Source organism: Brevibacillus sp. IT-7CA2 (genome assembly GCF_949767855.1).
GTDB lineage: Bacteria > Bacillota > Bacilli > Brevibacillales > Brevibacillaceae > Brevibacillus.
This window is the reverse complement of sequence record NZ_CATKQT010000002.1, coordinates 83,762-107,791: the sequence shown is the minus strand read 5'-3', so window position 1 is coordinate 107,791 and position 24,030 is coordinate 83,762. Positions and strand designations below refer to the sequence as shown.

Annotated in this window: 22 protein-coding genes and 1 riboswitch; of the genes, 6 read left to right on the top strand and 16 right to left on the bottom strand. The window is 48.2% G+C overall.

Annotated features, from left to right (window positions below):
• Positions 1–2: 2 nt before the first annotated feature.
• Both ACM6JA_RS01480 and ACM6JA_RS01475 read right to left on the bottom strand, forming a co-directional pair.
• Positions 3–1,238 carry a branched-chain amino acid ABC transporter substrate-binding protein gene (locus ACM6JA_RS01480; protein WP_007717351.1) on the bottom strand — a complete coding sequence of 412 codons (1,236 nt, stop codon included), beginning with the start codon at positions 1,236–1,238 and terminating at the stop codon, positions 3–5.
• A 216-nt stretch (positions 1,239–1,454) separates the two neighbouring features.
• Positions 1,455–3,212, bottom strand: a complete 1,758-nt coding sequence (locus ACM6JA_RS01475; RefSeq protein WP_414850920.1) for an adenine deaminase C-terminal domain-containing protein — start codon at positions 3,210–3,212, stop codon at positions 1,455–1,457.
• Positions 3,213–3,405: 193 nt separating this feature from the next.
• Between ACM6JA_RS01475 and ACM6JA_RS01470 the strand changes: the two genes are divergently transcribed.
• Positions 3,406–3,945: a DUF2892 domain-containing protein gene (locus ACM6JA_RS01470; RefSeq protein WP_414850855.1), complete on the top strand. Its 540-nt coding sequence runs from the start codon at positions 3,406–3,408 to the stop codon at positions 3,943–3,945.
• 18 nt (positions 3,946–3,963) lie between these two features.
• Positions 3,964–4,098, top strand: coding sequence for an EYxxD motif small membrane protein (locus ACM6JA_RS01465; protein ID WP_007717348.1), 135 nt, complete (start codon positions 3,964–3,966; stop codon positions 4,096–4,098).
• A 71-nt stretch (positions 4,099–4,169) separates the two neighbouring features.
• On the opposite strand, the gene ACM6JA_RS01460 is transcribed toward ACM6JA_RS01465, so the two are convergent.
• Both ACM6JA_RS01460 and ACM6JA_RS01455 read right to left on the bottom strand, forming a co-directional pair.
• Entirely contained in the window at positions 4,170–5,624 is a 1,455-nt protein-coding gene (locus ACM6JA_RS01460) for an aldehyde dehydrogenase family protein (protein ID WP_414850854.1), read from the bottom strand.
• A 15-nt stretch (positions 5,625–5,639) separates the two neighbouring features.
• On the bottom strand, positions 5,640–6,683 hold the full coding sequence (locus ACM6JA_RS01455) for a zinc-binding dehydrogenase (RefSeq protein ID WP_414850853.1): 1,044 nt from the start codon (positions 6,681–6,683) through the stop codon (positions 5,640–5,642).
• 127 nt (positions 6,684–6,810) lie between these two features.
• Here ACM6JA_RS01455 and ACM6JA_RS01450 point away from each other — a divergent pair, with 127 nt between their 5' ends.
• The 3 genes from ACM6JA_RS01450 to ACM6JA_RS01440 all read left to right on the top strand — a co-directional run bounded on the left by ACM6JA_RS01450 (position 6,811) and on the right by ACM6JA_RS01440 (position 9,431).
• On the top strand, positions 6,811–7,707 hold the full coding sequence (locus ACM6JA_RS01450; protein WP_414850852.1) for a LysR family transcriptional regulator: 897 nt from the start codon (positions 6,811–6,813) through the stop codon (positions 7,705–7,707).
• Between the two features lie 120 nt (positions 7,708–7,827).
• A complete protein-coding gene (locus ACM6JA_RS01445) occupies positions 7,828–8,211 on the top strand; it encodes a MarR family winged helix-turn-helix transcriptional regulator (protein WP_017249722.1) in 384 nt (127 codons plus the stop codon).
• Between the two features lie 11 nt (positions 8,212–8,222).
• Positions 8,223–9,431, top strand: a complete 1,209-nt coding sequence (locus tag ACM6JA_RS01440; RefSeq protein ID WP_414850851.1) for an MFS transporter — start codon at positions 8,223–8,225, stop codon at positions 9,429–9,431.
• A 151-nt stretch (positions 9,432–9,582) separates the two neighbouring features.
• Here the strand turns inward: ACM6JA_RS01440 and ACM6JA_RS01435 are convergent, their stop codons facing one another.
• The 5 genes from ACM6JA_RS01435 to ACM6JA_RS01415 form a co-directional block, all read right to left on the bottom strand.
• Positions 9,583–10,428, bottom strand: a complete 846-nt coding sequence (locus ACM6JA_RS01435) for a hypothetical protein (protein WP_414850850.1) — start codon at positions 10,426–10,428, stop codon at positions 9,583–9,585.
• Positions 10,429–10,509: 81 nt separating this feature from the next.
• Positions 10,510–11,532: a hypothetical protein gene (locus tag ACM6JA_RS01430; RefSeq protein ID WP_414850849.1), complete on the bottom strand. Its 1,023-nt coding sequence runs from the start codon at positions 11,530–11,532 to the stop codon at positions 10,510–10,512.
• 265 nt (positions 11,533–11,797) lie between these two features.
• The gene (purD, locus tag ACM6JA_RS01425; RefSeq protein ID WP_414850848.1) at positions 11,798–13,075 is read right to left on the bottom strand and encodes a phosphoribosylamine--glycine ligase; all 1,278 of its coding nucleotides are present in this window, start codon (positions 13,073–13,075) and stop codon (positions 11,798–11,800) included.
• A 77-nt stretch (positions 13,076–13,152) separates the two neighbouring features.
• Positions 13,153–14,703: a bifunctional phosphoribosylaminoimidazolecarboxamide formyltransferase/IMP cyclohydrolase gene (gene purH / locus ACM6JA_RS01420; RefSeq protein WP_414850847.1), complete on the bottom strand. Its 1,551-nt coding sequence runs from the start codon at positions 14,701–14,703 to the stop codon at positions 13,153–13,155.
• A gap of 181 nt (positions 14,704–14,884) precedes the next feature.
• Entirely contained in the window at positions 14,885–15,262 is a 378-nt protein-coding gene (locus ACM6JA_RS01415; RefSeq protein ID WP_414850846.1) for a hypothetical protein, read from the bottom strand.
• Between the two features lie 219 nt (positions 15,263–15,481).
• A riboswitch (M-box (ykoK) riboswitch) is annotated at positions 15,482–15,650 on the top strand.
• Between the two features lie 292 nt (positions 15,651–15,942).
• Here ACM6JA_RS01415 and ACM6JA_RS01410 point away from each other — a divergent pair.
• Positions 15,943–16,878, top strand: a complete 936-nt coding sequence (locus ACM6JA_RS01410) for a magnesium transporter CorA family protein (protein WP_414850845.1) — start codon at positions 15,943–15,945, stop codon at positions 16,876–16,878.
• Between the two features lie 60 nt (positions 16,879–16,938).
• Here ACM6JA_RS01410 and purN read toward each other — a convergent pair whose 3' ends face one another.
• From purN to purC, 7 genes are read right to left on the bottom strand one after another with little or no spacing between them, the layout of a single operon-like run.
• Complete coding sequence (purN, locus tag ACM6JA_RS01405; RefSeq protein ID WP_414850844.1) at positions 16,939–17,547, bottom strand: phosphoribosylglycinamide formyltransferase; 609 nt, start codon at positions 17,545–17,547, stop codon at positions 16,939–16,941.
• Positions 17,541–18,581 carry a phosphoribosylformylglycinamidine cyclo-ligase gene (purM, locus tag ACM6JA_RS01400; RefSeq protein ID WP_414850843.1) on the bottom strand — a complete coding sequence of 347 codons (1,041 nt, stop codon included), beginning with the start codon at positions 18,579–18,581 and terminating at the stop codon, positions 17,541–17,543. The genes purN and purM overlap by 7 nt, the downstream gene beginning before the upstream one ends.
• Before the next feature lie 30 nt (positions 18,582–18,611).
• The gene (gene purF, locus ACM6JA_RS01395) at positions 18,612–20,030 is read right to left on the bottom strand and encodes an amidophosphoribosyltransferase (RefSeq protein WP_414850842.1); all 1,419 of its coding nucleotides are present in this window, start codon (positions 20,028–20,030) and stop codon (positions 18,612–18,614) included.
• A complete protein-coding gene (purL, locus tag ACM6JA_RS01390; RefSeq protein WP_414850841.1) occupies positions 20,015–22,258 on the bottom strand; it encodes a phosphoribosylformylglycinamidine synthase subunit PurL in 2,244 nt (747 codons plus the stop codon). Before purL ends, purF begins: the two co-directional genes overlap by 16 nt.
• Entirely contained in the window at positions 22,239–22,931 is a 693-nt protein-coding gene (gene purQ, locus ACM6JA_RS01385; RefSeq protein ID WP_414850840.1) for a phosphoribosylformylglycinamidine synthase subunit PurQ, read from the bottom strand. The genes purL and purQ overlap by 20 nt, the downstream gene beginning before the upstream one ends.
• 4 nt (positions 22,932–22,935) lie before the next feature.
• The gene (gene purS / locus ACM6JA_RS01380) at positions 22,936–23,184 is read right to left on the bottom strand and encodes a phosphoribosylformylglycinamidine synthase subunit PurS (RefSeq protein ID WP_007717324.1); all 249 of its coding nucleotides are present in this window, start codon (positions 23,182–23,184) and stop codon (positions 22,936–22,938) included.
• Positions 23,177–23,896, bottom strand: coding sequence for a phosphoribosylaminoimidazolesuccinocarboxamide synthase (gene purC / locus ACM6JA_RS01375; RefSeq protein WP_012684340.1), 720 nt, complete (start codon positions 23,894–23,896; stop codon positions 23,177–23,179). Before purC ends, purS begins: the two co-directional genes overlap by 8 nt.
• Positions 23,897–24,030: the final 134 nt, after the last annotated feature.

The following is a 24,030-nucleotide window of genomic DNA, read 5'->3' as shown; positions in this document are numbered from 1 at the left end:
GATTACTCGGCCTTGCCTACGAAAATGGATTTGTCCTTGTCAAACTTGTAAATGAATACATCTGCATTTGTGTTGTCACCTTTTTCATCAAAGGTAACCTTGGTGAATTGACCCTGAAAATCTTTTGTTTTGTGGACTGCATCGAGGACTTGCTCGCGGGTTGGTTTTTTGCCTCCGTTCGCTTTGGTAGCTTCCAAGACACCATTGAGAATGACGTTCATGGAGTCGAAACCGTAGACGGAATAAGTTTCCAGAGGCTTGTTTGTGACTTTTTTGTACTCTTCAGCCCATTTCTTGCCCTCTTCGGTTTGCGTTACGTCCCCTGCTACTGACGTAAAGACTACACCTTCGACAGCATCACCGGCTATTTTTATCATATCAGAAGAATCCAAGCCGTCGCCACCCATAAAATAACCCTTAAATCCTTTTTCACGAGCTTGCTTGATCATAATTCCACCTTCTGGATAAAGACCGCCGAAAAAGATGATGTCCGGGTTTTTCACCGTTACCTGGTTAAGTACCGCGCTGTAGTCCTTTTCGCCCTGGGTAATGCCCTCGAAGCCAAGGATTTGGACTCCGTCCTTTTCGAATTGCATCTTCACTTGATCGCTCAGACCTTGGCCGTATGCTGTCTTATCATGGATAATATAGGCCGTTTTTACACCAAGTGTATTTTTTGCATAAAGAGCAGCCTTTGGTCCTTGCGCGTCATCGCGAGCACAGATTCGATGAACGGTTTTCTTGCCTTCCTCCGTGAGCTTCACCCCTGTGTTTGCTGGGGATACCATGACCAGCTTGCCTTCCTCGTACTTCACAGACGATGGAATGGCAACACCTGTGTTATAGTGCCCAACTACACCGTACACATCGGGATCAGAGATAAGCATCTCCGCATTGGATACCCCGATTTTCGGGTCGCCTTGATCATCCTGAGGGAAAAGCTGGAGATCAAAGCCAAGTGCTTTAAACTCTTCCTTACGCTTTTCGAGAGCGTAACCTGCGCCTGTCTTAATCGCATCTCCAACAGCAGAATTGCTCCCGGACAGTGGGGATTGTGTGGCAATCTTGATGAGGCCTCCCTCGGTTGTTCCGCCACCGCTGTTGCCTGGAGCTGGCTGACTTTGCCCCCCGCTGGCGTTACTTCCGCCGCTTGAATTACTGTTTCCTGCGCAACCTGTTAATGCCATACTCGCAGCCAATACCGCAGATAAAACCCCGACATAAGAACGCTTTTTCATTCAGAATGAATCCCCCTTTTATCATTTTTTGTTCTTGTTACCTAGTCCATCTACCTTGCTAGCCAGGTTGCGACTTTCAAAAACGATAACTCTTCGGGGATAAAGATAGATGAGGCTTGGTTGTTTTTATTTTAAAATAAATCTGATAATTTACAAGAAGTAAAATATATTTTATATTCATATATCATTTATTTACAAACAAAAATAAACACCCCCTCAAGGTAGAGGGAGTGCCGGAACGACAATTTGCCCACTCTTAATGTCCACAATGCCATTTGCTGTAAGACGCGCATACGGCAAGTGGGTAGCGGTAAAAAACAAAATCGAATAAATCGGATCGAGATGGACATGGCCTTTGGAACGGAGTTGATTTACCAAATTTTCACCCATGCTGATCACTTCCTCCATCGGCGCAGACGTGAATTTTCCAGCAAGAGGCAATGGGCATTCGCAAATAATTTTTCCTTCATCGATCAGGACGACTCCGCCTTTTATTTCCCGAATACGCTCCAGTGCTTGTGCCATCGCTTGGGGATTACGTCCGATTACGATCCAATCGCCAGACGCGGAATAGGTGCTAGCCAGCCCTTCAAGCTGCTCACCGAAGCCACGAAGCACTGCCAATGTTCGCTTGCCGCCAGTCGCATCGATGGTGGCGATCAGCGCTAACTGGGGATCGTGGTGCAAAGATACATAGCCATCCTGATCAACGGGCATGTCCTCTAGCGACAAACGGGTGATAACGGCATTCAGCATCTGTAACACAGGGGTCTTTCCATCTTCATCTGGTCGTAAGCGGAACCAATCAGGATGTGCCTGCTTTTTCAATGGATCTGCCAAACGTACCGAAGCTTCGTCCCATTGTGGCTGAACGGTTGGGACGAGCAGGGTTCCCTTTTCTGCCACCCGTTGTCCATTTGCAATCACGATGGAGGGTGTCGGCTGATCTATTGCAGGCAACAACAGCATATCCGCGATTCGGCCCGGCGCAATTCCTCCGATCTCCGCGTCCAGCCCATAATAGACAGCCGGGTTCAGCGTCGCCATGACATACGCTTCCTCTGGTGGCATTCCCGCTTCGATGGCCACGCGGATCGTACTATTCATGAACCCGTCACGATGCATTGGCGGCGTACTTCCATCTGATGTCAGCATCATCCGTGATGACCACGGCACCCCCAGTGCAAGCCACCCTTTCACCAGCTCCGGCAGATCAGGGCGAATGGAGGAATGGCGCAGTGTCGCATACATACCTAAACGGATGCGCGACAGCAAGTCTTCTGCATGGATGGCCTCATGACAAGCAGTTACGCCGGCTGCTGCGGCAATGTTCAAGGTCTCGTAAGAAGCTCCCGGATGATGCCCCTCCATCCTTTTTCCCAAGTCCCGCGTATGCTTCAAACCAAATAGCAGCGTCTCATCCTCTTGTAAAACACCGCCCCAATTCGTCAACTCCCCACCCTGGATCACGCGTGGATGCTCCAGCATTCGCGCCAAGCTTTCCTTGGTGAACGCAGGATGAGCTTTCCCTGTCTGCGGATCGAGTCTGCCCCAGAAAAATTGCTTCACCGGATGTGCTGCCAGAGAATCCATGATCGCTGCCCTTTGCGAAAAAGGAAGATGCATGAGCATCAGTGAGTCCGAGACCATTCCAGTCGTTCCCGTTTGTAGAGCAAAGTCAGCCAACGTGTAAGGGTTGTACCATTGAAACGGATGCGCGTGTGGCTCGATGTAACCCGGCACGAGATATTGCCCAGCCGCCTCCATGATCACGGTCTGATCATCGACCAACGGCTCTTTTTCGCCTACATAAGCAATACGTTCTCCTGCCACTACGACGTGATGCTCTTGCCATTCTTTTGTATACACATTCAGAACGCTTGCGCCTTTTATCCAAAGGCTTGCCGGTGCCTGACGTCTGCTCACGCGAATCATGTTCAAGTAATCACGATCTAATATGGCTCGTACGCGCATCATTTCTTCTCTCCTTGCTGGTCTCCCGATGTTTTTTCAAAATGAACGACCGTTCATCGCTCTCTACAGCTTCGCTGCCCATCATTCATTCCCCTGCAAGCTTGGTAATGGTAGTAACAATTCCCACGGGTGTCTTGTCGACCTTCATCGCAGACTATCGAATAGAAGTAATTGCGACAGGAGGACAATTCTCATGCATAAAAACGTAGGTAGAACTGACGCGATGATTCGCATGACTGGCGGTCTGTTAGGCTTGGCATACGGCATCGGAAGAATGAACCGCCGCCCATACAATGCACCATGGCTGCTCATGGCTTTTTCAGCAATGAAAGTAGCGGAAGGAGCTACGCGCTTTTGTCCGATGTACGCTGCGATGGGCATCAATACGACAAAAGGGAATGGCATGCAGGGCATGATGGATCAGCTCAAGAAAAAAGGCGTGCAGATGGCAGTCAATCAGTTCACGCGCTCCATGAATATTGCGCCCATCAAAGACTCGAACAACAGCCAAGATGATGCGAGCAACACATCAGCGACAACGAATAAGGCAAACATACAGTATTCTGCAAGCCCACAATTATCAGCGAACCAGGTGAAACAACCAATCAACAATCAGCAAAATGCGAAGCTTACCCCCGAGGATCAACTTCTCGAAAAGGCCGCAAGGGAGATCATTTCTTTTCGCTCCCAAGATAATAACAGCAGCAGCAATCGATACCCCACGTACACGTAAGGAGAGGAGGCACTGCATATGCTTGTCGGCTCCCAGATGTATGAATGGATGTCCCATAACTTCTTTGTTATTGCCACGATCATTGGCGTCATCGGCGTGATGGGATATTACTTCTTTCGGACCTCGAGAAGAAAAGGAAGATATCGCCAATAGCCAAGAATAAACAGGAAGACGAGAAGCCCGTTACATTCGCTGAAAATGTAACGGGCTTTCCACAAAGCTGATTAGAAAGGGAATTTGCGCGGTTCTGCCCTGACAGATACCCATTTCACTGTCGTGAATTCTTCGAAGCCGAGATCGCCGCCGTAGTGACCAATCCCTGAGCTTTTCTCGCCACCAAACGGAGCGTTCATATCCATGTTGGCAGTCGCGTCATTGACATGTGTCATTCCACTTTCGACAGCACGTGCAAATGCAATGCCTTTCTCCAAATCTTGCGTAAATACAGCGCCAGACAAGCCATACTCCGTGTTATTCGCCCACTCCAGCACTTCTTCATCCGATTCAAACGGAATAATGGTGGCAATCGGTCCAAAAATTTCGGTTTGAGCCAGTCGTGAATCCTGTTTCACATCTGCGAAGACAAACGGTGTCAAAATATTGCCGATACGCTGACCTTCCAGTACAACGCGTGCGCCGTCTTGCTTTGCATCCTCCGCAATACCGATGACCTTCTGCATTTGACGTTCGTTAATCAGTGGACCGATGATCACCCTTGGATCAATTGGATCGCCATATGGCAGTTGCTCTGCGCGTTCCGCGAAACGGCGGACAAACTCTTCGTAATGCTTGCGGTGAACGAACATACGATTTGTGCAAACACACACTTGTCCAACATTGAAAAACTTTCCGAATACGGCAGCATCAATCGCAGCATCCAGATCAGCATCTTCCAGTACAACGAACGGATTGTTACCGCCAAGTTCAAGAGAAACGCGCTTTAGATGTTGTCCGCACAATGCGCCGATATGACGACCGACAGCCGTAGATCCGGTAAATGAGATGATTCGAGGAACCGGGTGTTCGATCAAGTAATCTCCCACCTCTGTGATATCATAGCCGACGACATTCAGAACACCTATTGGAAGCCCTGCTTGCTCAAAAATATCGGCAATAAAGGGACCGCCCGACATGTACGTGCCAGAATCCGGCTTGAGCACGAGCGCATCACCCACGGCAATCGCTGGTGCGACGACGCGCATTGCAGAAATGAGCGGGAAATTGAACGGTGTAATAACCCCAATCACACCTGCCGGGTGACGGTAGACATGATTTTCCTTGCCAGGGATCATACCTGGGAAAATTTGTGGCTCATACATGCGGTCCACATACTCGATGGCTGCCATGATCATGCCAACCGAGCTCATGAATTCAGCCATAGCTTTCACGAAGGAACTGCCTGTCTCCTTCACCATGATTCCAATATATTCGTCTTTTCTTTCCTGCATGAGCTGAGCTGCGCGTCGCAGCACTTGCTTCTTCTCGTCAGCCGAAGCCTGTGCCCATTTTTTCTGTGCTTGCTTCGCTGCTTGGTATGCTTCATCAATGTCGTTTCGATTCGCCAGCTTCATACGAGATACCACTTCACCATTGTAAGGGTTTACATTTTCATATACTTGATCACTCGAGCCTTCGCGCCAAACCCCGTTGATATATTGCAGTGAGAATTTATCTGCCATCTCTTGGTGACCCCCTTAGAATTTTGTAATGACAGTTACCCCTACACCGCCATAAGAAACCATTTCATCGAATGCAGCATTGATGTCGTCCAGAGCGATATGTTTCGTGATCAATTTCCCTGGTGCGACCTTGCCTTGGCTGACCATGTTGAGCATAGCCGGAAACTCCGGGATCGGCATGCCAGCAGAACCAATCAGTTGCAGTTCGTGTCCGAGCACGAGATTAACCGGAATCGGTGTCATACCGCCGTTTGGATTGGAGCTCAAACCGATTTGTACATGACGTCCGCGTTTGCGCAGGCTCATAATCGAATTGAGGCATGTTTCCTGGATACCAAGGGCATCAATGGAGAGATGTGCGCCGCCCTTCGTTAATTCCTTGATAGCTTGAGGCGCATTTTCTTCTTTGCTATTAACGGTTGCAACCGCTCCCATTTCTTTGGCGAATGCGAGCTTATCGTCGGCAATGTCGACCGCGATGACGTTAGCGCCTGCTGCCGCTGCAATTTGGATAGCAGATAGCCCTACGCCTCCGGTGCCATAAACAGCGACCCATTCCCCTGGGCGAACGTTTCCTTGGGCAACTGTACCATGGAAAGCCGTCATGAATCGGCAACCCATGGCAGCCGCACTCAGGAAATCGACGTTCTCTGGCAGGTGGAGAAGGTTCAGATCCGCGTTTGGAATGTGGATATATTCCGCATATCCTCCGTTGAAATGCATGCCGACCATTTGGCTGTTATCGCAAACGTTATTGTGACCGGACAAGCAGTGCGGGCATACGCCATCGCCTTGGGTGAAAGGCACGATAACGCGGTCGCCTTTTTTGAAATTACGGATGTTGCTTCCGACTTGTTCCACAACACCGCTCATTTCATGTCCGAGAATATGCGGAAAGTTCTGAACCATGCACATCTTTCCGTGAATCGCGTGCAAGTCGCTACGGCATACGCCGGACGCCACCAATTTCAAGATAACACCGTCTGGGGTCAATTCAGGGTCTGCGACTTGTTTTACAACCAAAGGTTGATTAAAAGCTTCAAGGACTGCAGCTCTCATGCTATATACAACTCCCATCGACTGAGTATTCGTTCGCCTCCATTATAGGAAGTTATTTTCATAATGAATAATATATTATAATTATCTAAATGATAGATAAACGTCTATATAGAAAGGGAAATAGGCAATGGACCTGCTTCAGATGAAATATTTTTTGACTGTAGCTCGATTGGAACATATGACAAAGGCTGCTGAGGTACTGAATATCAGTCAGCCTTCTTTGAGCATTATGATTGCACGTTTGGAAGAACGTGTAGGCGTACCGATGTTTGACCGCCACGGTCGCAAAATTCGTTTGAATCAGTTCGGAAAGGTATATGCGGAGCATGTAGAGCAAATCTTCCAGGTTCTGGAACATGGGGAAAGCATCGTGCGGGATATGGCCGGGCTTAATAAAGGAAGTATTTCCATGGCTGTTTCCATAACAGGCGTCATCCCTGATCTACTGGGCAAGTTTTTGCGACAATATCCAGACGTTCAGTTTCGTCAAGTGTTTGAACCAACACCTGTTGTCAAAAAGATGCTTGAAAACGGAGAGATTGATTTAAGCATCACCGCAGGAATATTCGAAAGTCCTGATTTAGAATGGCAACCACTCATCACCGAGGAAATTTATGTGGTGGTCCCAGAGAATCACCATTTGGTAGGCCACGAGACTGTTCCGTTAAAAATACTGAAAGATGAGCATTTTTTGAGTGTGCGCCAAGGCTTTTGGTTACGCGGTTTCATGGATGAACATTGTTTGCGGGCAGGCTTTACCCCGAAAGTGATTTTTGAAGTAGATGAGCCTGATGCCATCGTATCCTTGATCAGACAAGGAATCGGGATATGCTTCGTACCTGCTATGAGTTGGAAGATGAGATCCCATCTTATACCCAATAAAATAAGGATTACTGATCCAGAATGTCAGATTACCAGAGGCATCGCGTGGTCACGAAAGCATTATTTATCCCAAGCAGCGCAGCGCTTCCGAGAGTTCACCATGGATTATTTCAAAGAGTTGCAGCGTTTTCCATTTACATAATTACTTGTTATACATATAATTGTCATTGCAAGTATTTTTGAACGAAAGAGGGTCATTCCCCTGATCGATCATTGGCAAAAAGAACCGGTTGGATTTCTTATTGGAAATACATACCGGAGAATGATTCATTATGTTTCCCTTTTTTTAAAGGAGTTTGATTTGACCACGGAGCAGTTTGCCGTCCTTTATCGACTACGAGAAGAAGAGGGCATCAATCAAAAAGAGCTGGCCCAGCGCTCGGCCAAGGATCAGCCTTCCATGACACGCATTTTAGACACACTCGCCAAAAAAGGCTTTATCGAAAAGACATTGAGCGAACAAGACCGCCGCGCCTACATCATTACCCTTTCCCCGAAAGGACGGGAATGGATTGAGCAGGCGATTCCTGTAGAGGCTCATGCCGTTGCAGACATATTGGAAGGGATCTCTCCTGAAAAGCTGGCCTTCTTACGAGAAATCTTGCTGGAGATTAACGAGAACATCAATAGAAAAACGACAGACTAGGAGTGACAGCATTGGGAGAGAGTAGAGAGAGACTGTGGACGAGAGATTTTGTCCTGTTAACTGTATGCAATTTGTTGTTATTTCTCACTGTTCAAATGCAGACCCCTACCTTTCCTGCCTATGTGAAGGAAACGTATCAGGCCAATGATTTTGTCGTCAGCCTGGTCATTAGCTTGTTTTCACTTGCAGCAGTGATCGCAAGGGTGTTTACCGGGGAAGCATTGAAAACGAAAAGTAGTAAGCTCTTGGCGATCGTAGCACTTGGATTCGTCGCGATTTTTAGCGCAGGCTATTACTGGGCGGGAAGCCTTGTTTTCTTTCTTCTGTTGCGAATCTTGGTCGGCATCGGTTTTGGGATGGGTAGCACGACCTTTCCGACGATTGTCTCCAATGTGATTCCTACCAAACGGATCGGCGAAGGCATGGGGTATTTCGGCTTATCGACCAGCTTGGCAATGGCACTCGGCCCATTGATTGGACTTGGCCTGTTGAATTGGTTTGGATTCGGATCGATGCTCATGGTTCTCGTGTTGTTAGTTGCCATTATTTTTCCGTTGATGCATTTTATCCGCGCCTACAATCAGCTCCCTGTGTCGTCCGGGAACGTACAAACTGTCACAGGCATTCGCCGTTTTTATGATAAAAAGCTGCTGCTTCCAGCTGGACTGAATTTTTGTTTGTCTATTACGTATGGCGGGATTCTCAGCTTTTTGGCTTTGTACGGAAAAGAAGCCCACATTGAGAATGTCGGCTGGTTTTTCCTTACGAATGCACTGGCGATGGTGTTGATTCGTCCGTTTTCCGGCAAGCTGTATGATCGCAAAGGTCACATTGCCGTCCTGCCTCCCGGTGCGATTTTCGTCGGGGTCAGCCTCTTGCTCCTGTCCCTGACAACAACAGAGTCCCTGCTTCTCGTCTCTGCTGCCTTCTACGGGCTTGGCTACGGCATGATTCAGCCATCTATCCAGGCGTGGATGGTGAAGGTCGTCACACCTGAGCAACGCGGCATGGCGAACGGACTGTTCTTTAATTCCATCGATCTGGGTATCGCGGTCGGCTCTGTGCTCCTCGGCGTCATCGCGACACATTCGAGCTACTCTGTCATGTACCGCTGGTCGGCGGCTTGCTTGTTGCTGTTCCTTATCGTTTATTTCCTTTCGCAGGTGGCTGCGGCTAAGTCGAAAAAAGCGGCCATCGCGAGTGAAAACGTGGGTATGTAGCAGAAGCTCACGACTTCGCGTTTGCGATATCACGTAGTGAACTGAGGAAGAATCTAGTACTGTTACCAAAGATATATCGACCTTATTTTTCTAATATAAAGCTGTTCCCTATGGACAATTCTCTTCATAGGGAACAGCTACTTCATAACACCTATGGACTAGTAATCAGACAACATTCGTAGCCTTCTGCATCCGGCTCATGATGAAAAATAATCGTCCAGGACAACGTAGAGTCAAAGATATACAGATCAAAAGTAAACCGGCTATATGATTCTAATAATTGCTTGGAATCCAGCTTGAATACTTTATTTCGGGTGAAATCTCTTCCAAACGAACTAACAGAATCCCAGAAAAATAATACTTCTTCTTTGTCATGAAGATAATCCTTTGCTTCAGAAGCTGTTAACCCTTTAGCTCTTTCTCCTTGCATAAATCCCCATAAATAGCCTTTATCTAATTTTACGTACCGTTTGTAAAAAAACTCCCTTACACAATCACCCTTGACTCTAAAAAATGTATGAATGTACTGCTCTCTAAACTGGATTGACACTTCTTTAGAAAGGATCGGTATGTTACGAATGTTCAAAACATCTTCTCTATACTCAACTGGACGATACATGTGCACAACATTTGCAGACTCGTCTGTTAGCATGAGAGTTCTAAATTCAACCTTTTCGATATCCTCATAATTCGTCATTGCAAACAGATGATGTTCATCATTGGTTTGGCTCTTATGGAGCATTGCATAGGGACCAGAGGGAATCGTAACCACGACACACCCGTCAGGAACATGAGTGATGATACTTACTCGTTTACCTATCATTTTCTTTTCCGTAATCGAATTCCAAACTTCATAATATAAATGACTGTCGACAACATTTTTAATTTCACACAATCTTGAATCCGGCGCTTGTATGAATTCGTCCCGATCATAGTAACAATCTACTTCAATACCAACTATAAAAAATGCTTCAACGTCAACAACCTTTAGTCGCACGGGATCTCCTCATTTTTCAGCAATTATATAAAAATGGCGTAACAGAAAATAGTGTTACGCCGAATCCGTTAACTTCTATTTTTACCAAGGGAAGAAATGATGTCCCTCTAATCTTTCCCACTTTCCATTAACCTTCTTTGTTAAATGGAAATGAGGAAGATTTGCTATCATCAGTCTACCATACCGATCAAAATAATGGGGGTCTTCGTATTCAAATCTATAGTTCTCCTGCGTTACAACTTTTTCTGCATAATTTTTGTTAACACTGAAGGTTTCCCTTCCCCTTCTTGCTTCTAATTGAGCCTGACTGAGAGTTAGAGGTTCAGAAACTATTATTCCACCATCGGAGTTTAAATAAGCCTTAAAATGTTTTTCTTTTTTCTTTTTTATTTGATATGCAACTTCTTCACTCATTGTAACACTTTTAGTCACAAATTTGATAAAAGATCTACCAAAGTATTCGCCTATTTCCTTAGCAAGGGCTCCTTGGTTTGCAACATAATCACCTACAAATTCACCTGTTATTACCGCTCCTGTAACAAGAGCTATAAAATCCCCAACAGGTATTGGGCCATCAATCGCAGCTATAACTCCCAATGCTGCTAAGCGTTTAAGTAACTGTTTCTCGGTTATTTTAATCCCAATCTCTTCTAATACTGTTAGAGCGTGGCTCGTCGTTATACTTCTGATCTCCACCTCTTCTGGGAATTCATTGTGGATCTGATAGTAATCATAATATTCTTTAGCAAGCGCATCTATACGCTTAAAATCCCTCTGTAAATCTTCTTGATCTATATCTATCATATTATTATCGTTGTTCTCAGACTGCGTTGTATCTGCATACTCTTCAACAATTGAAGCAATCTCTTCAAACAAGTAACCTTCGTAATCTTCGTTATCTCCCAAATATTCTTTTAGTTTATCGCTTAATTCTATGGAAGCTTCTGTACCCTCTTCTGACAATATGTCTATATATTGCTCAATTTCACCTCGCTGAATATAGGCATCATTCCCATCGCTCGTCTTTGCAAAAATACTAGTAGCATTTCCGAATAACAATGCGATGACCATAAAAATTGTTATCCATCTTTGATTCTTAAACATAAATTCAGTTGATACTACATTTTGTAGTATTCAACCTTCCACCTCCTGCATTTAAATCATTTTATTGGTAAATATCCTATATATTTACATATATATTTATACTTCATTCTCTATCTTCGGTAAATATAGTTTTTGTTTTTCAGAAAATTAAGTTATGTAATGAATTGGGGTTTTAATAAAATTTGATGCTATGTGAACTAACCTGTCTATCAAAAAAAACTGTTCCCTAGTAGAAATTCCCACTAAGGAACAGTTTCCTTTGTCTTTACAACTTTTGCTGATACTTCATCGCTCGTGCCGCAATATCCGTGCGATACTGCGCCCCATCAAACGAGATGCCTTGGACCTTCGCATACGCTGTCTCACGCGCTTGCGCCAAATCCGTTCCTGTTGCCACGACGCCAAGCACACGGCCACCGCTCGTTACGATGCCTTCCTCGGTTTCCTTCGTACCTGCGTGAAACACCGTAGCTCCCTCGTTTGCCTGACCCAGTCCGTGAATCAACGCACCCTTTGGATATTCTCCCGGATAACCGGGCGCTGCCATGACGACACAGACAGCACTTCCTTTTTGCCATGTCACATCGACTGCATCGAGCTCACTATTGACCGTTCCGACAAAAATATCGAGCAAATCTGTTTCGAGCAACGGCAAGAGCACTTGTGTCTCTGGATCACCAAAACGCGCATTGAACTCCACGACTTTTGGTCCTTGCTCCGTAATCATCAGACCTGTGTAGAGAATGCCTTTGAACGGAATGCCATCCTTGGCCATCCCTGACGCCATCGGCTGGACAATCGTTTTGACGATCTCGTCCACCAGCTCAGCAGACATTTGCGGTACCGGGGCGTATGTTCCCATGCCGCCTGTATTAGGGCCACGGTCATCATTGAAAATTCGCTTATGATCCTGAGAAGTAATCATCGGCTTAACCGTCTCTCCATCGACGAAAGACAGCAGCGACAGCTCTTCGCCGAACATGCACTCCTCAATGACCACGCGCGCTCCCGCTTCACCAAAAACGCTTTCCTGCATGATCTGACGGAGTGCCTCTTCTGCTTCCTCCACCGTTTCTGCGACAACGACCCCTTTCCCCGCTGCCAAGCCGTCCGCTTTGACAACGATAGGAGCCCCCTGCTCTCTCACGTACGCACTCGCCGACTCGTAATCCAGGAACGATTCATAGGCAGACGTCGGAATCTCGTAGCGTTTCATTAAACTTTTCGCAAAAGACTTGCTGCCCTCGATCATTGCCGCTTTTTGGTTCGGGCCATAGATCGGCAGATTACGCTCCTGGAAAAAGTCCACAATCCCCGCCAGCAAAGGATCTTCCGGGCCAACGACAGTCAGATCAATTCCCTCATCTTTGACGAATTGAGCCTGTGCAGCAAAATCGAAAACACCAATCGGCACGTTTTGTGCGATTTGGGCGGTGCCCCCATTTCCTGGCGCACAGTATACCTTTGTCACTTTAGAGCTCTGCAACAGCTTCCAGGCAATCGTGTGTTCTCGACCGCCGCCGCCGATCACTAATATTTTCATCGTATTTCCTCCTGTGAGGTGATCCACTCTTTATTACGTGTATAAAAAAGCGAACGTTACTCCCCAAAAAGCCTCTTTTAGTGCTTGAAATGACGAGTGCCGGTAAAGATCATTGCAATGCCCGCTCGGTTGCATGCATCAATCGAATCTTGGTCGCGAATGGAGCCGCCTGGCTGGATGATAGCGGTAATCCCTGCTTTGGCTGCCGCTTCCACGGTATCGCCCATCGGGAAAAACGCATCCGAGGCCATTACCGCGCCACTTGCCAATGCACCTGCCTGCTCGATGGCGATTTTCGCTGCGCCAACGCGATTCATCTGGCCTGCACCTACGCCGATAGTCATATTGTCTTTTGCTAAGAGAATCGCATTCGATTTGACGTGCTTGACGACCTTCCACGCCAATTTCAACTGTGCCAGTTCCTCTTCCGAAGGCTTGCGGTCTGTAACCACTTGAATCTCGCTTTCTTCGAGCTGCTTGTAGTCGAAATCTTGAATGAGTGCCCCGCCTGCAACAGGAGCCACGCGGAACAGATTGTCCACTTTTTTGGCTGGTTCATTCAGCGCAGGAATACGCAAGAGACGCAGGTTCTTTTTCTCAGCCAAAACAGCCAACGCCTCTTCGGTGAAGTCTGGTGCGATGATAATTTCCAAGAAAATCTCTTTCATCGCGAGTGCGGTGTCACGGTCAATCAGGCGGTTTGCTGCCACGATCCCACCGAAAATAGAAACAGGGTCTGCTTCGTACGCTTTTTGGTAAGCCGCGCGAATATCAGTGCCGATCCCTACTCCACAAGGGTTGGAGTGTTTGATCGCAACGACAGCAGGTTCAGCGAATTCACGTACAATCGCCAACGCTGCATCTGCGTCATTGATGTTGTTATAGGAAAGCTCTTTTCCTTGCAGTTGACTCGCATTCCCGATGCTCAACTGATCCGATAACGGCTCACGGTAAAATGCCGCACGTTGATGTGGATTTTCCCCATAGCGTAAATCCTGTGCTTTCTCGTAAGTCACCGTATAGCTCTCAGGCAACAGTTCGCCTACCTGCTCACTCAAATAGCGAGAGATCAAGGCATCATAGGCAGCTGTATGACGGAAAACTTTTGCAGCCAGCCTGCGACGGGTTTCTAGCGTAGTATCGCCATTTGCTTCAATTTCTTCTGCTACTTTTTCATAATCGGCTGCATCGACCACTACACTGACAAACGCGTGATTTTTCGCAGCAGAACGCAGCATCGTTGGTCCACCAATATCAATATTCTCAATGGCATCTTCATATGTTACGTCTGGCTTCGCTATCGTTTCCTTGAAAGGATAAAGGTTCACGACAACCAGATCAATGGTTTCAATCCCAAGGTCTTTTAGTTGCTGCACATGTGCTTCACTGTCCCTTACAGCCAAGAGGCCGCTGTGGATATTGGGATGCAACGTTTTGACGCGACCGTCCAAAATTTCTGGAAATCCAGTCACTTCAGAAATGCCAATGACGGGAACTCCCTCTGCTTTTAAGAGAGAAGCCGTACCTCCGGTAGAAATGATCTGTACCCCGGCGGCTACCAATCGACGGGCAAACGGAATCAATCCTGTCTTGTCAGAAACGCTGATCAACGCTTTTTTCACACTCACGGATAGAACCTCCTGAATTTTAGTGAAAACATGAGTAACTATCGACCAAAACACGAACAATACTTACTTATTATAAAATAATTGTACGCTATTATCAATAACTTCGTCAGGAAAACAAACGCAGCCGCCCATGCCTGTTCGGCACTTGCGACTGCATACACCTGCATTTGCTTTGATGAAGTTATCGTTTTTTCTTGCCTTTGCCTGATAGCTTTTTGATGCGACCTGACAGAGAGACTGATTTGCTTTTGGCAGTCGCCCTGATTGGCTTGATCGGCTTCTTCGACTTGCGGCTCTTCGCCTTTACTTCTTTGGGCATTAAATTCCCTAACTCTTCCATGGAGATGGATTCGCCGTCCTTTACACGATCCCTGACGCGCTCTTTCGTCTCCTCTGGCACTTCGAATCCCATGTTGCCCAGCTCATCGAGCAGTGCATCTACGTTGGCTCCGCCCTTCGGCATTTTTTCCGCTAGCTTCATAATATCGTTAAGCGTCCATTGCCGCCCTGTTTTTTGGCTTAGCTTATCGAGCAAGTTCGAAACAAAATCTCCGCTCAAGTCGGCCCCTCCCTTTGTGGGAATATCCCTCTCTTACTGTATGTCACAAGAGTTGATTTGGTTTGTCATGATTCGCGGAAGAAGAATAGCAGCAAAATAGGGTGAGTCGGTCATAGTTAGAAGCCGACACCGTATGAAAGGACATGAATAACATACATGTAGGACGAGAAAACGTGATTGACAAATACTGGTGACAGGAATACGATGACAAAGTCAATCATTCATCCTCGTTAGGTGAGGCTCCTATACAAACATAGGCCACTGCCCGGAAATATCGAAAGATGCCAATGGGTAGAACAGGAACTGCCGAACTAAGGCTTTTCTTAAGGTGGCTAAGGAATGTTTCCTTTACGTTGTATAGTGCCAAAGCTCTGGTAGGGGGAGAAAAAGTGGTGTCATTTTGTGCACTTTTCTAACCCTCTAGATTTCGCTAGAGGGTTTTTATTTTAGAAAGGGGGAACGTTTTAATGGACAGTAGTCCAAGTTGCGGAATGAATAACGGCAATCAATATTGTGTACGGAGAATTTTCCGACCTTGTGGCGCTGCGGCATGTTCCCCATACCTTATTTGTCATTCTCCCTTTTTATGGGACGAGTGTATGTAAGTATCTTTATGTAGACATGCTTGCGCAACATGGTCGTATCCCTCCGATCCTTATTTGCGAAAGGATGAGAAAACCATGTTGAACATTTACAAAACGAATGCCATGGGAAAAATAGAAGAACTGCATCAATTTGAAAAAGGCTGCTGGATCCATCTGACCGATCCTTCTGAGCAAGAAAAGCAACAAGTCGTCAGGGAGTTGTCGATTGACCTTCATTTTTTGCAAGATGCCCTTGATGACGAAGAAATCGGACGGATCGACAAGGACGGAAACCGCGTGATGCTCTACGTGGACATCCCGATCTCCACGAAGGAAGGTACGAAGGACAACTATACGACGGTTCCGCTGGGAATCATGGTGATGGAAGATTATATCTTAACCGTTTGCCTGGTAGAAACGGCTGTCATGAATGAGTTCGTCCAAGGGAAAGTGAAAAACTTTCACACGCATATGCGAAACCGGTTCGTCCTGCAAATTTTATCGAATACGTCGCATGATTATTTGCAGTACTTGAAAAAAATCAACAAGCAGACAGAAACCCTGGAAAAATCGTTGCGACAATCGACGAAAAACAATGAACTGCTTACCTTGCTTGAATTGCAGAAGGGCCTCGTTTATTTTTCGACGTCCCTGGAAACGAACAGTCTGTTGATCTCCCTGCTTCGGAGTGGCAGTTATTTAAAAATGTACGAAGAAGATAAGGAACTGCTGGAAGAAGTAAAAATCGAAACCAAGCAGGCCATCAAAATGACGGAAATCTATACCGCCATTTTAGGGAACATCATGAATGGCTTTGGCTCCGTCATCTCCAACAATCTGAATCGCGTATTGAAGCTGTTGACCGCCATTACCATTGTCATCACCTTACCAATGGTGATCGGCACCTTTTACGGGATGAACGTCCCGCTTCCTTTTCAGGATCATCCGCACGCATTCACGATCATTATGATCATGTCCACCGCCATTACGTCCGTAACAGCCCTCCTGTTTTGGAGAAAGAAGTATTTCTAAAACGAATAACCAAAAAACCGACATCGTAAAAGACTGTCGGTTTCTTTTTGATCCCTCGATTTATGTCAGCTGGACAAGCCGTCCTTCCAGCTTCACTCTCTCATCTGCTAAATAGCCAATGACCTTCACCAAAAGCTCATGCTCCACAGCATGGATGCGAGCCGCCAAAGTCTCAGCCGTATCTGCTTCTTGCACCGCTACGGGAATCTGGGCAATGATCGGCCCTGTATCCAGACCGGCATCAACCAGATGTACCGTTACCCCCGTTATCTTTACCCCGTAAGCGATTGCTTGACCAATCGCGTCTTTTCCTGGGAAAGCAGGCAAAAGCGACGGATGCAGATTGATGATTTTTCCTTCGTAGTAAGACAAAAGAGTGTCGCCCACCAAGCGCATGTAGCCTGCCAGCACAACCAGCGATATATCGCGTTTTTGGAGCTGCGCCACTATTTCCTGCTCAAAAGCAGCCTTGTCTGGATACTCCTTCGGTTGAAAAACAAAGGCGTCGATCCCTAAACGCTCTGCCCGTTCCAAAACCTTGGCGCCGGGCTTGTCGCACACGAGCAAGGCAACTTCTACACCTGTGAGCCTGCCGTCCTGTACAGCCTGCACGATCGCTTCAAAATTGGAGCCGCTGCCTGAGGCGAAAATGGCCAGCTTTCTCACCATTCCACCCCGTTGTATACGACTTTGCGCTCTCCCGCTTGAATATGTCCGATCAAATACGCCTGTTCTCCCAGCTCTTGCAGCTTTTCCATAACACTCACTGCGTCTTCCGGCTTCACGACGAGCATCATGCCAATGCCCATGTTGAACGTTTTGTACATATCCGGGTAAGAGATGCCACCAGCTTCTTGTACCAGCTCGAAGATCGGCAGCACCGGCCAGGAACCGACGTTGATCACAGCCTGCATTCCTTCTGGAAGCACGCGTGGAATGTTTTCAGTAAAGCCGCCACCTGTGATGTGAGCCAGAGCTTTCACTTCATGTGACTCAAGAACGGATAGCACTTGCTTCACGTAAATGCGGGTCGGTGTCAGCAGCTCTTCGCCGAGCTTTTTGCCCAATACATCAACATGATCATGCAGGGACATGCCTTTGTCTGCCAAAAGAACCTTGCGAACGAGCGAGAAACCGTTGCTGTGCACGCCGCTGGAAGCCAGCCCGATCAGTACATCGCCAGCTGCCACGGACGCTCCTGTAATCATTTTGCCCTCGTCCACGACACCTACGGTAAAGCCTGCGATGTCGTATTCGCCTTCTGCGTACATGCCAGGCATCTCGGCAGTCTCCCCGCCAATCAGCGAGCACCCGGACTGCGAGCAGCCTTCCGCGATCCCTTTGACAATCGCTTCGATTTTTTCTGGAATGACCTTGTCTACTGCCAGATAATCGAGGAAAAAGAGCGGCTCCGCCCCTTGAACCACTACGTCATTGACGCACATAGCGACAGCATCGATGCCGATTGTATCGTGTTTGTCCATGGCAAAAGCGAGCTTCAGCTTGGTTCCTACCCCATCTGTGCCAGAAACGAGAATTGGTTTCTCGTATTTTTTGGTATCCAGGCGAAACAGCGCTCCGAACCCTCCCAAATCAGTCATAACTTCCGGGCGGAATGTTCGTTTGACGTGCTTTTTCATACGTTCGACGGCTTCGTTGCCCGCATCGATGTCTACGCCAGCTTGTTTATATGCTTCACTCATCGTTTCTCCCCCTAGCAAGAGGTGCTTGTATTAGCATTTGAGCGCAGGTAGCGCTTCTTCGAACTCAATCTCTGTCGGATATTCTCCGTTAAAGCATGCGAGGCAGTGTCCTCTATTGGGAGCCGAATCGGTGCGGCCAATCGCATCGATCATTCCTTCAATAGACAAGAATGACAAAGAATCAGCCTCAATGATTTGACGAATTTCCTCTACGGATTTGGTTGAGGCAATCAATTCCTCACGCGACGAGGTGTCGATGCCGTAAAAGCAGGAATTCATGACGGGCGGTGAGCTGATGCGCACATGCACTTCTTTGGCGCCAGCCTCACGCAGCATGCGGACGATCCGATTACTCGTCGTACCGCGAACAATGGAGTCGTCAATCATGACTACACGCTTGCCTTCTACGACCTTGCGAACCGCAGACAGCTTGAGATAGACAGCGCGCTCACGCAGCTCCTGACTCGGCTGAATGAAGGTACGACCGACATAGCGGTTTTTGATCAAGCCGATTTCGTACGGAATTCCTGTCGCTTCCGCAAATCCGATAGCAGCAGAGATACTCGAATCCGGTACACCTGTGACGACATCAGCATCAATCGCGGATTCCAATGCCAGTTGCTTGCCCAGACGTTTGCGCGCCATGTGGACGTTGATTCCGTCGATGTCACTGTCTGGTCTCGCAAAGTAAATGTATTCAAACGTACAAATCGAACGCTGTGTCGTTTCCGTAAACTTGCTCTCGGTAATGCCATCCTTGTCGATGACGATCAGCTCACCCGGTTGCACATCGCGCCAATACTGCGCGCCAATGATATCGAATGCACAGGTCTCGGAAGCGACGGTTATCGCATCGCCGAGTCTGCCCAATGACAGCGGGCGCAAGCCATTCGGATCAAGGGCGATCACGAGTTGATGCTCGTTCATGACGAGAAGCGCATAGGCTCCCTTGATATATTGCAGGGCGTCCTTTACCGCTCCCGGCAAATCCTTGCATTCAGAGCGGGCGATCAGATGTGCGATCACCTCAGTGTCGCTGGTCGTCTGAAAAATGGAGCCCTTTGCTTCCAACTCTTTACGGAGCACAGCGGCATTCACGAGATTCCCGTTGTGGGCTACAGCCATGCTGCCTTGTGCATAGCGGAAAAAGAGCGGTTGGGCATTTTCAATCTTGCTCGAACCAGCAGTCGTATAACGGGTATGACCAATCGCGATATGACCGCTGAACTTCTCCAGATCGCCCTTGCCAAAAGCCTCTGACACGAGCCCCATACCGCGGTGCTTATACCATTTCTCGCCGTCGGAGGCGCAGATGCCTGCGCTCTCCTGACCGCGATGTTGAAGGGCATGCAGACCCAGATAGGTCAATTGGGATGCTTCTTTGTGGTTGTAGATGCCAAAGACGCCGCATTCTTCGTTCAATTTGTCCCAGATTACCCGATCAAACATGGAATCGCATCCTTCCAGGCTGCTTTCACCTCTTGAGTCGAAGCGTTGATCGCTTCTGTACCGTTCACGTTCACTACTAGACGATCGCCGCCAACTGTACCGATGGTTTGGGCAGATACGCCATGTTCACCTGCCAATGCGAGAATCGCCGCCGCTTGCTCCTCAGAAGCACTGAGCAAGATGCGAGATTGAGATTCACTGAACAAGAGCACGTCAGTACGCAGCTCGGACGCAAGAGCCACCTGCGCACCGAAACCTTTGCCGAAGCAAGATTCAGCCAGTGCGACACCCAGACCGCCTTCGGACAGATCGTGTGCGGAGTTCACCAGACCTTGGCGAATCGCTGTGAGAACCACCTTTTGTACTGTCGCTTCCTTGGTCAGATCGATTTGTGGAGGACGTCCGGAAATGCTGCCCGTAGCCATCTTTTGATACTCACTGCCGCCCAGTTCAGCGAAGGTCTCGCCCAACAGGATGATCGCGTCGCCTTCGTTTTTGAAATCCTGGGTCGTAATATGGTCAACATCAGTGATCAAGCCGACCATTCCCACCGTTGGGGTTGGATAGATCGCGTCACCGCTGCGTTCATTGTAAAAGGATACGTTTCCGCCGATGACCGGAGCATCGAGTGCTACGCACGCTTCGCTCATGCCCTCGCACGATTTTTCAAATTGCCAGAACACCTCAGGCTTTTCCGGACTTCCGAAGTTCAAGCAGTCCGTAATCGCCAGCGGCTCTGCACCGGAGCAGACGACGTTGCGCGCAGATTCTGCAACGGCAATGGCACCGCCCACTTTTGGATCGAGGTACACATAGCGACCGTTGCAATCTGTACTCATGGCAAGTGCCTTGCGAGTACCGCGCACCATGACAACAGCAGCGTCAGAACCAGGCTTTACAGCTGTGTTTGCACGCACGATGTGATCGTATTGCTCGTATACCCACGCTTTATTCGCCACTGTTGGCTGAGCCAGCAAGCTTTTCAGCGTAACATTCAGATCTTTCGGTTCTTGGATGGCTGCCAACACATCTACATTCGCGTTTGCTTCGTAGTAAGCTGGCACCGCAGATGGACGATGGTAAACAGGCGCATCATCTGCCAAGCTGTCTACCGGCACTTCGGCTACTACTTCACCTTGGTGCAACAAGCGCAGCTTGCTGTCTTCGGTTACTTTGCCCACGACAGCGGATGCCAGTCCCCATTTGTCAAAAATCGTAATCGCTTCTGCCTCTTTGCCTTTTTCCACGACCACGAGCATGCGCTCCTGCGATTCAGACAACATCATCTCGTATGCAGACATGCCAGCTTCGCGCTGTGGCACCAGGTCGAGATTCATTTCGATACCATTGCCCGCCTTGGACGCCATCTCGGAGCTGGAGCTCGTCAAGCCAGCCGCTCCCATGTCCTGAATCCCGACGACGATACCCGTGTCGATCAGCTCCAGGCACGCTTCCAGCAGGAGCTTTTCCATGAATGGATCGCCGACTTGTACTGCCGGGCGTTTTTTCTCCGACTCTTCTGTGAGCTCCTCGGATGCAAAGGTCGCCCCGTGAATACCGTCACGCCCCGTGCTGGAGCCAACGTAGATAACAGGGTTGCCGATACCGGACGCTACCCCTTTTTGAATCTTTTCGTGGTCGATCAAGCCGACGCACATGGCGTTGACAAGCGGATTGCCTTCATACGTAGGGTCGAAATTCACTTCTCCACCCACAGTCGGAATCCCGATGCAGTTCCCGTAGCCTGCGATACCTGCAACGACGTTTTCGAACAAATATTTGACGCGAGGAGACTTGAGCTCCCCGAATCGAAGCGAGTTGAGCAGCGCAATCGGACGCGCGCCCATCGAGAATACGTCACGGATGATACCGCCCACGCCAGTCGCAGCCCCTTGGTACGGCTCGATCGCAGAAGGGTGGTTATGGCTTTCGATTTTGAAAACAACCGCCTGATTGTCACCGATGTCGACAATACCCGCACCTTCCCCTGGTCCTTGCAAAACGCGAGGTCCTTTTGTTGGGAAACGACGCAGGACAGGCTTGGAGTTTTTGTAGGAGCAGTGCTCCGACCACATGACGCTGTACAGACCAGTCTCCGTCCAGTTCGGCTTGCGGCCGAGAATTTCTACGACACGCTGATATTCTTCGTCAGTCAGACCGATTTCTTTGTATAGTTTTTGATCGGCAATTTGTTCGGCTGTCGGTTCTTTATGCGTGAGTTGTGACACTGTTCTGTTCCCTCCAAGTCTTCAGGATCGAGGTAAACATGCGGCGTCCGTCATCGGAAGTCATCCAAGAGTGGACGGCACGCTCCGGGTGAGGCATCATGCCAAGTACGTTTCCACGTTCGTTGCAAATGCCCGCGATGTCTTCCAGTGAACCATTCGGATTCTCGCCATGATAGCGGAAAACGATCTGATTGTTCGCTTTAAGTTTCGCCAGCGTTTCTTCATCACAGTAGTAGTTTCCTTCGCCATGCGCGATCGGAATTTGGATGACTTCCCCTGCCGCGAAATCACGGGTAAAGGAGGTATCGTTGTTTTCCACACGCAATTCGGACAGCTTGCAACGGAATTTCAGTGAACGGTTGCGCAAGAGTGCTCCTGGCAACAGTCCGACTTCGGTCAGGATCTGGAAGCCATTACAGATTCCCATGATCAGCTTGCCTTCTTCTGCTGCCTTCACCACTTGCTCCATGACGGGTGAAAAACGAGCGACCGCACCACAGCGCAGATAATCTCCATAAGAGAATCCGCCTGGCAAGAGAATCGCATCATATTTAGAAAGATCCGTATCGGAATGCCATACGTAATCCACAGGCACTCCCATTACGTCTTCAACTGCGTTAAACAAATCAATGTCGGCGTTCGAGCCTGGAAAGACGATAACGGCTACTCGCATATCCTTAGCCCTCCACGATATCAAAGCGATAGTCTTCTACCACCGTATTGGCCAACAGCTTTTCGCACATTTCACGTACACGCTCTTCTGCTTGCGCACGGTCAGAAGTGTTCAATTCCAGCTCCATGTACTTCCCGATACGCGCATTGTTTACTTCATCAAAACCCAAGGTGTGCAGAGCACCTTTTACAGCGTGTCCTTGCGGATCCAAAACACTCTCGCGCAATGTTACATAAACAACAGCTTTAAACATGTACGTCTCCTCCTAGTCTCGTAAGCATTTCTTTGTAAGCTTCCTCCACATTACCCAAATCGCGGCGGAAGCGGTCTTTGTCGAGCTTTTCATTCGTTACTGAATCCCAGAAACGGCATGTATCCGGGGATATTTCATCGGCGAGGAGAATCTCCCCGTCCGCTGTTTTTCCGAATTCCAGTTTGAAATCGACCAAGGTAATGTTGCGCTCGCGCAGGTAAGGCACGAGGACCTCGTTTACAGCAAGACCCATGCGCTCCAATGTCGCTTGGTCACTCTCGCTCGCAATCCCCAACACTTTGATATGGGAGGCATTCACCAATGGATCTCCCAGTGCATCATCCTTGTAGTAAAACTCGACAACGGGCTGCGGAAGCACAGTTCCTTCTTCCATGCCAAGACGTTTGGCTAATGAGCCTGCTGCGATATTGCGAACGACTACCTCCAAAGGGATAATCTCCACTTTGCGAACAACTTGCTCTGTGGCGGACAGCAGACGGACAAAATGGTTGTCGATGCCCCGCTCCTTCAGCATGGTGAAAAAGATTGCCGTAATGCGGTTGTTCAGTTCACCTTTTCCGGTGATTTGCGCCCGTTTCTCTCCATTGAATGCTGTTGCGTCGTCTTTGTACTCTACCCAGTACTGATCAGGCAAAGATGTCCGATAAATACGTTTTGCCTTACCCTCGTAGAGTTGTTCCTGTTTTTCCACCGTAGGAGTCACCTTCCCAGTCAAAAAGGTTGAGTTTCGGTTAATTCACGAACGTTTCAACTACATTAAAACACAATCATACGCATTTATCAACGAAAAATGCTGGAATACACTTCGACAAACGTTCGGGATTT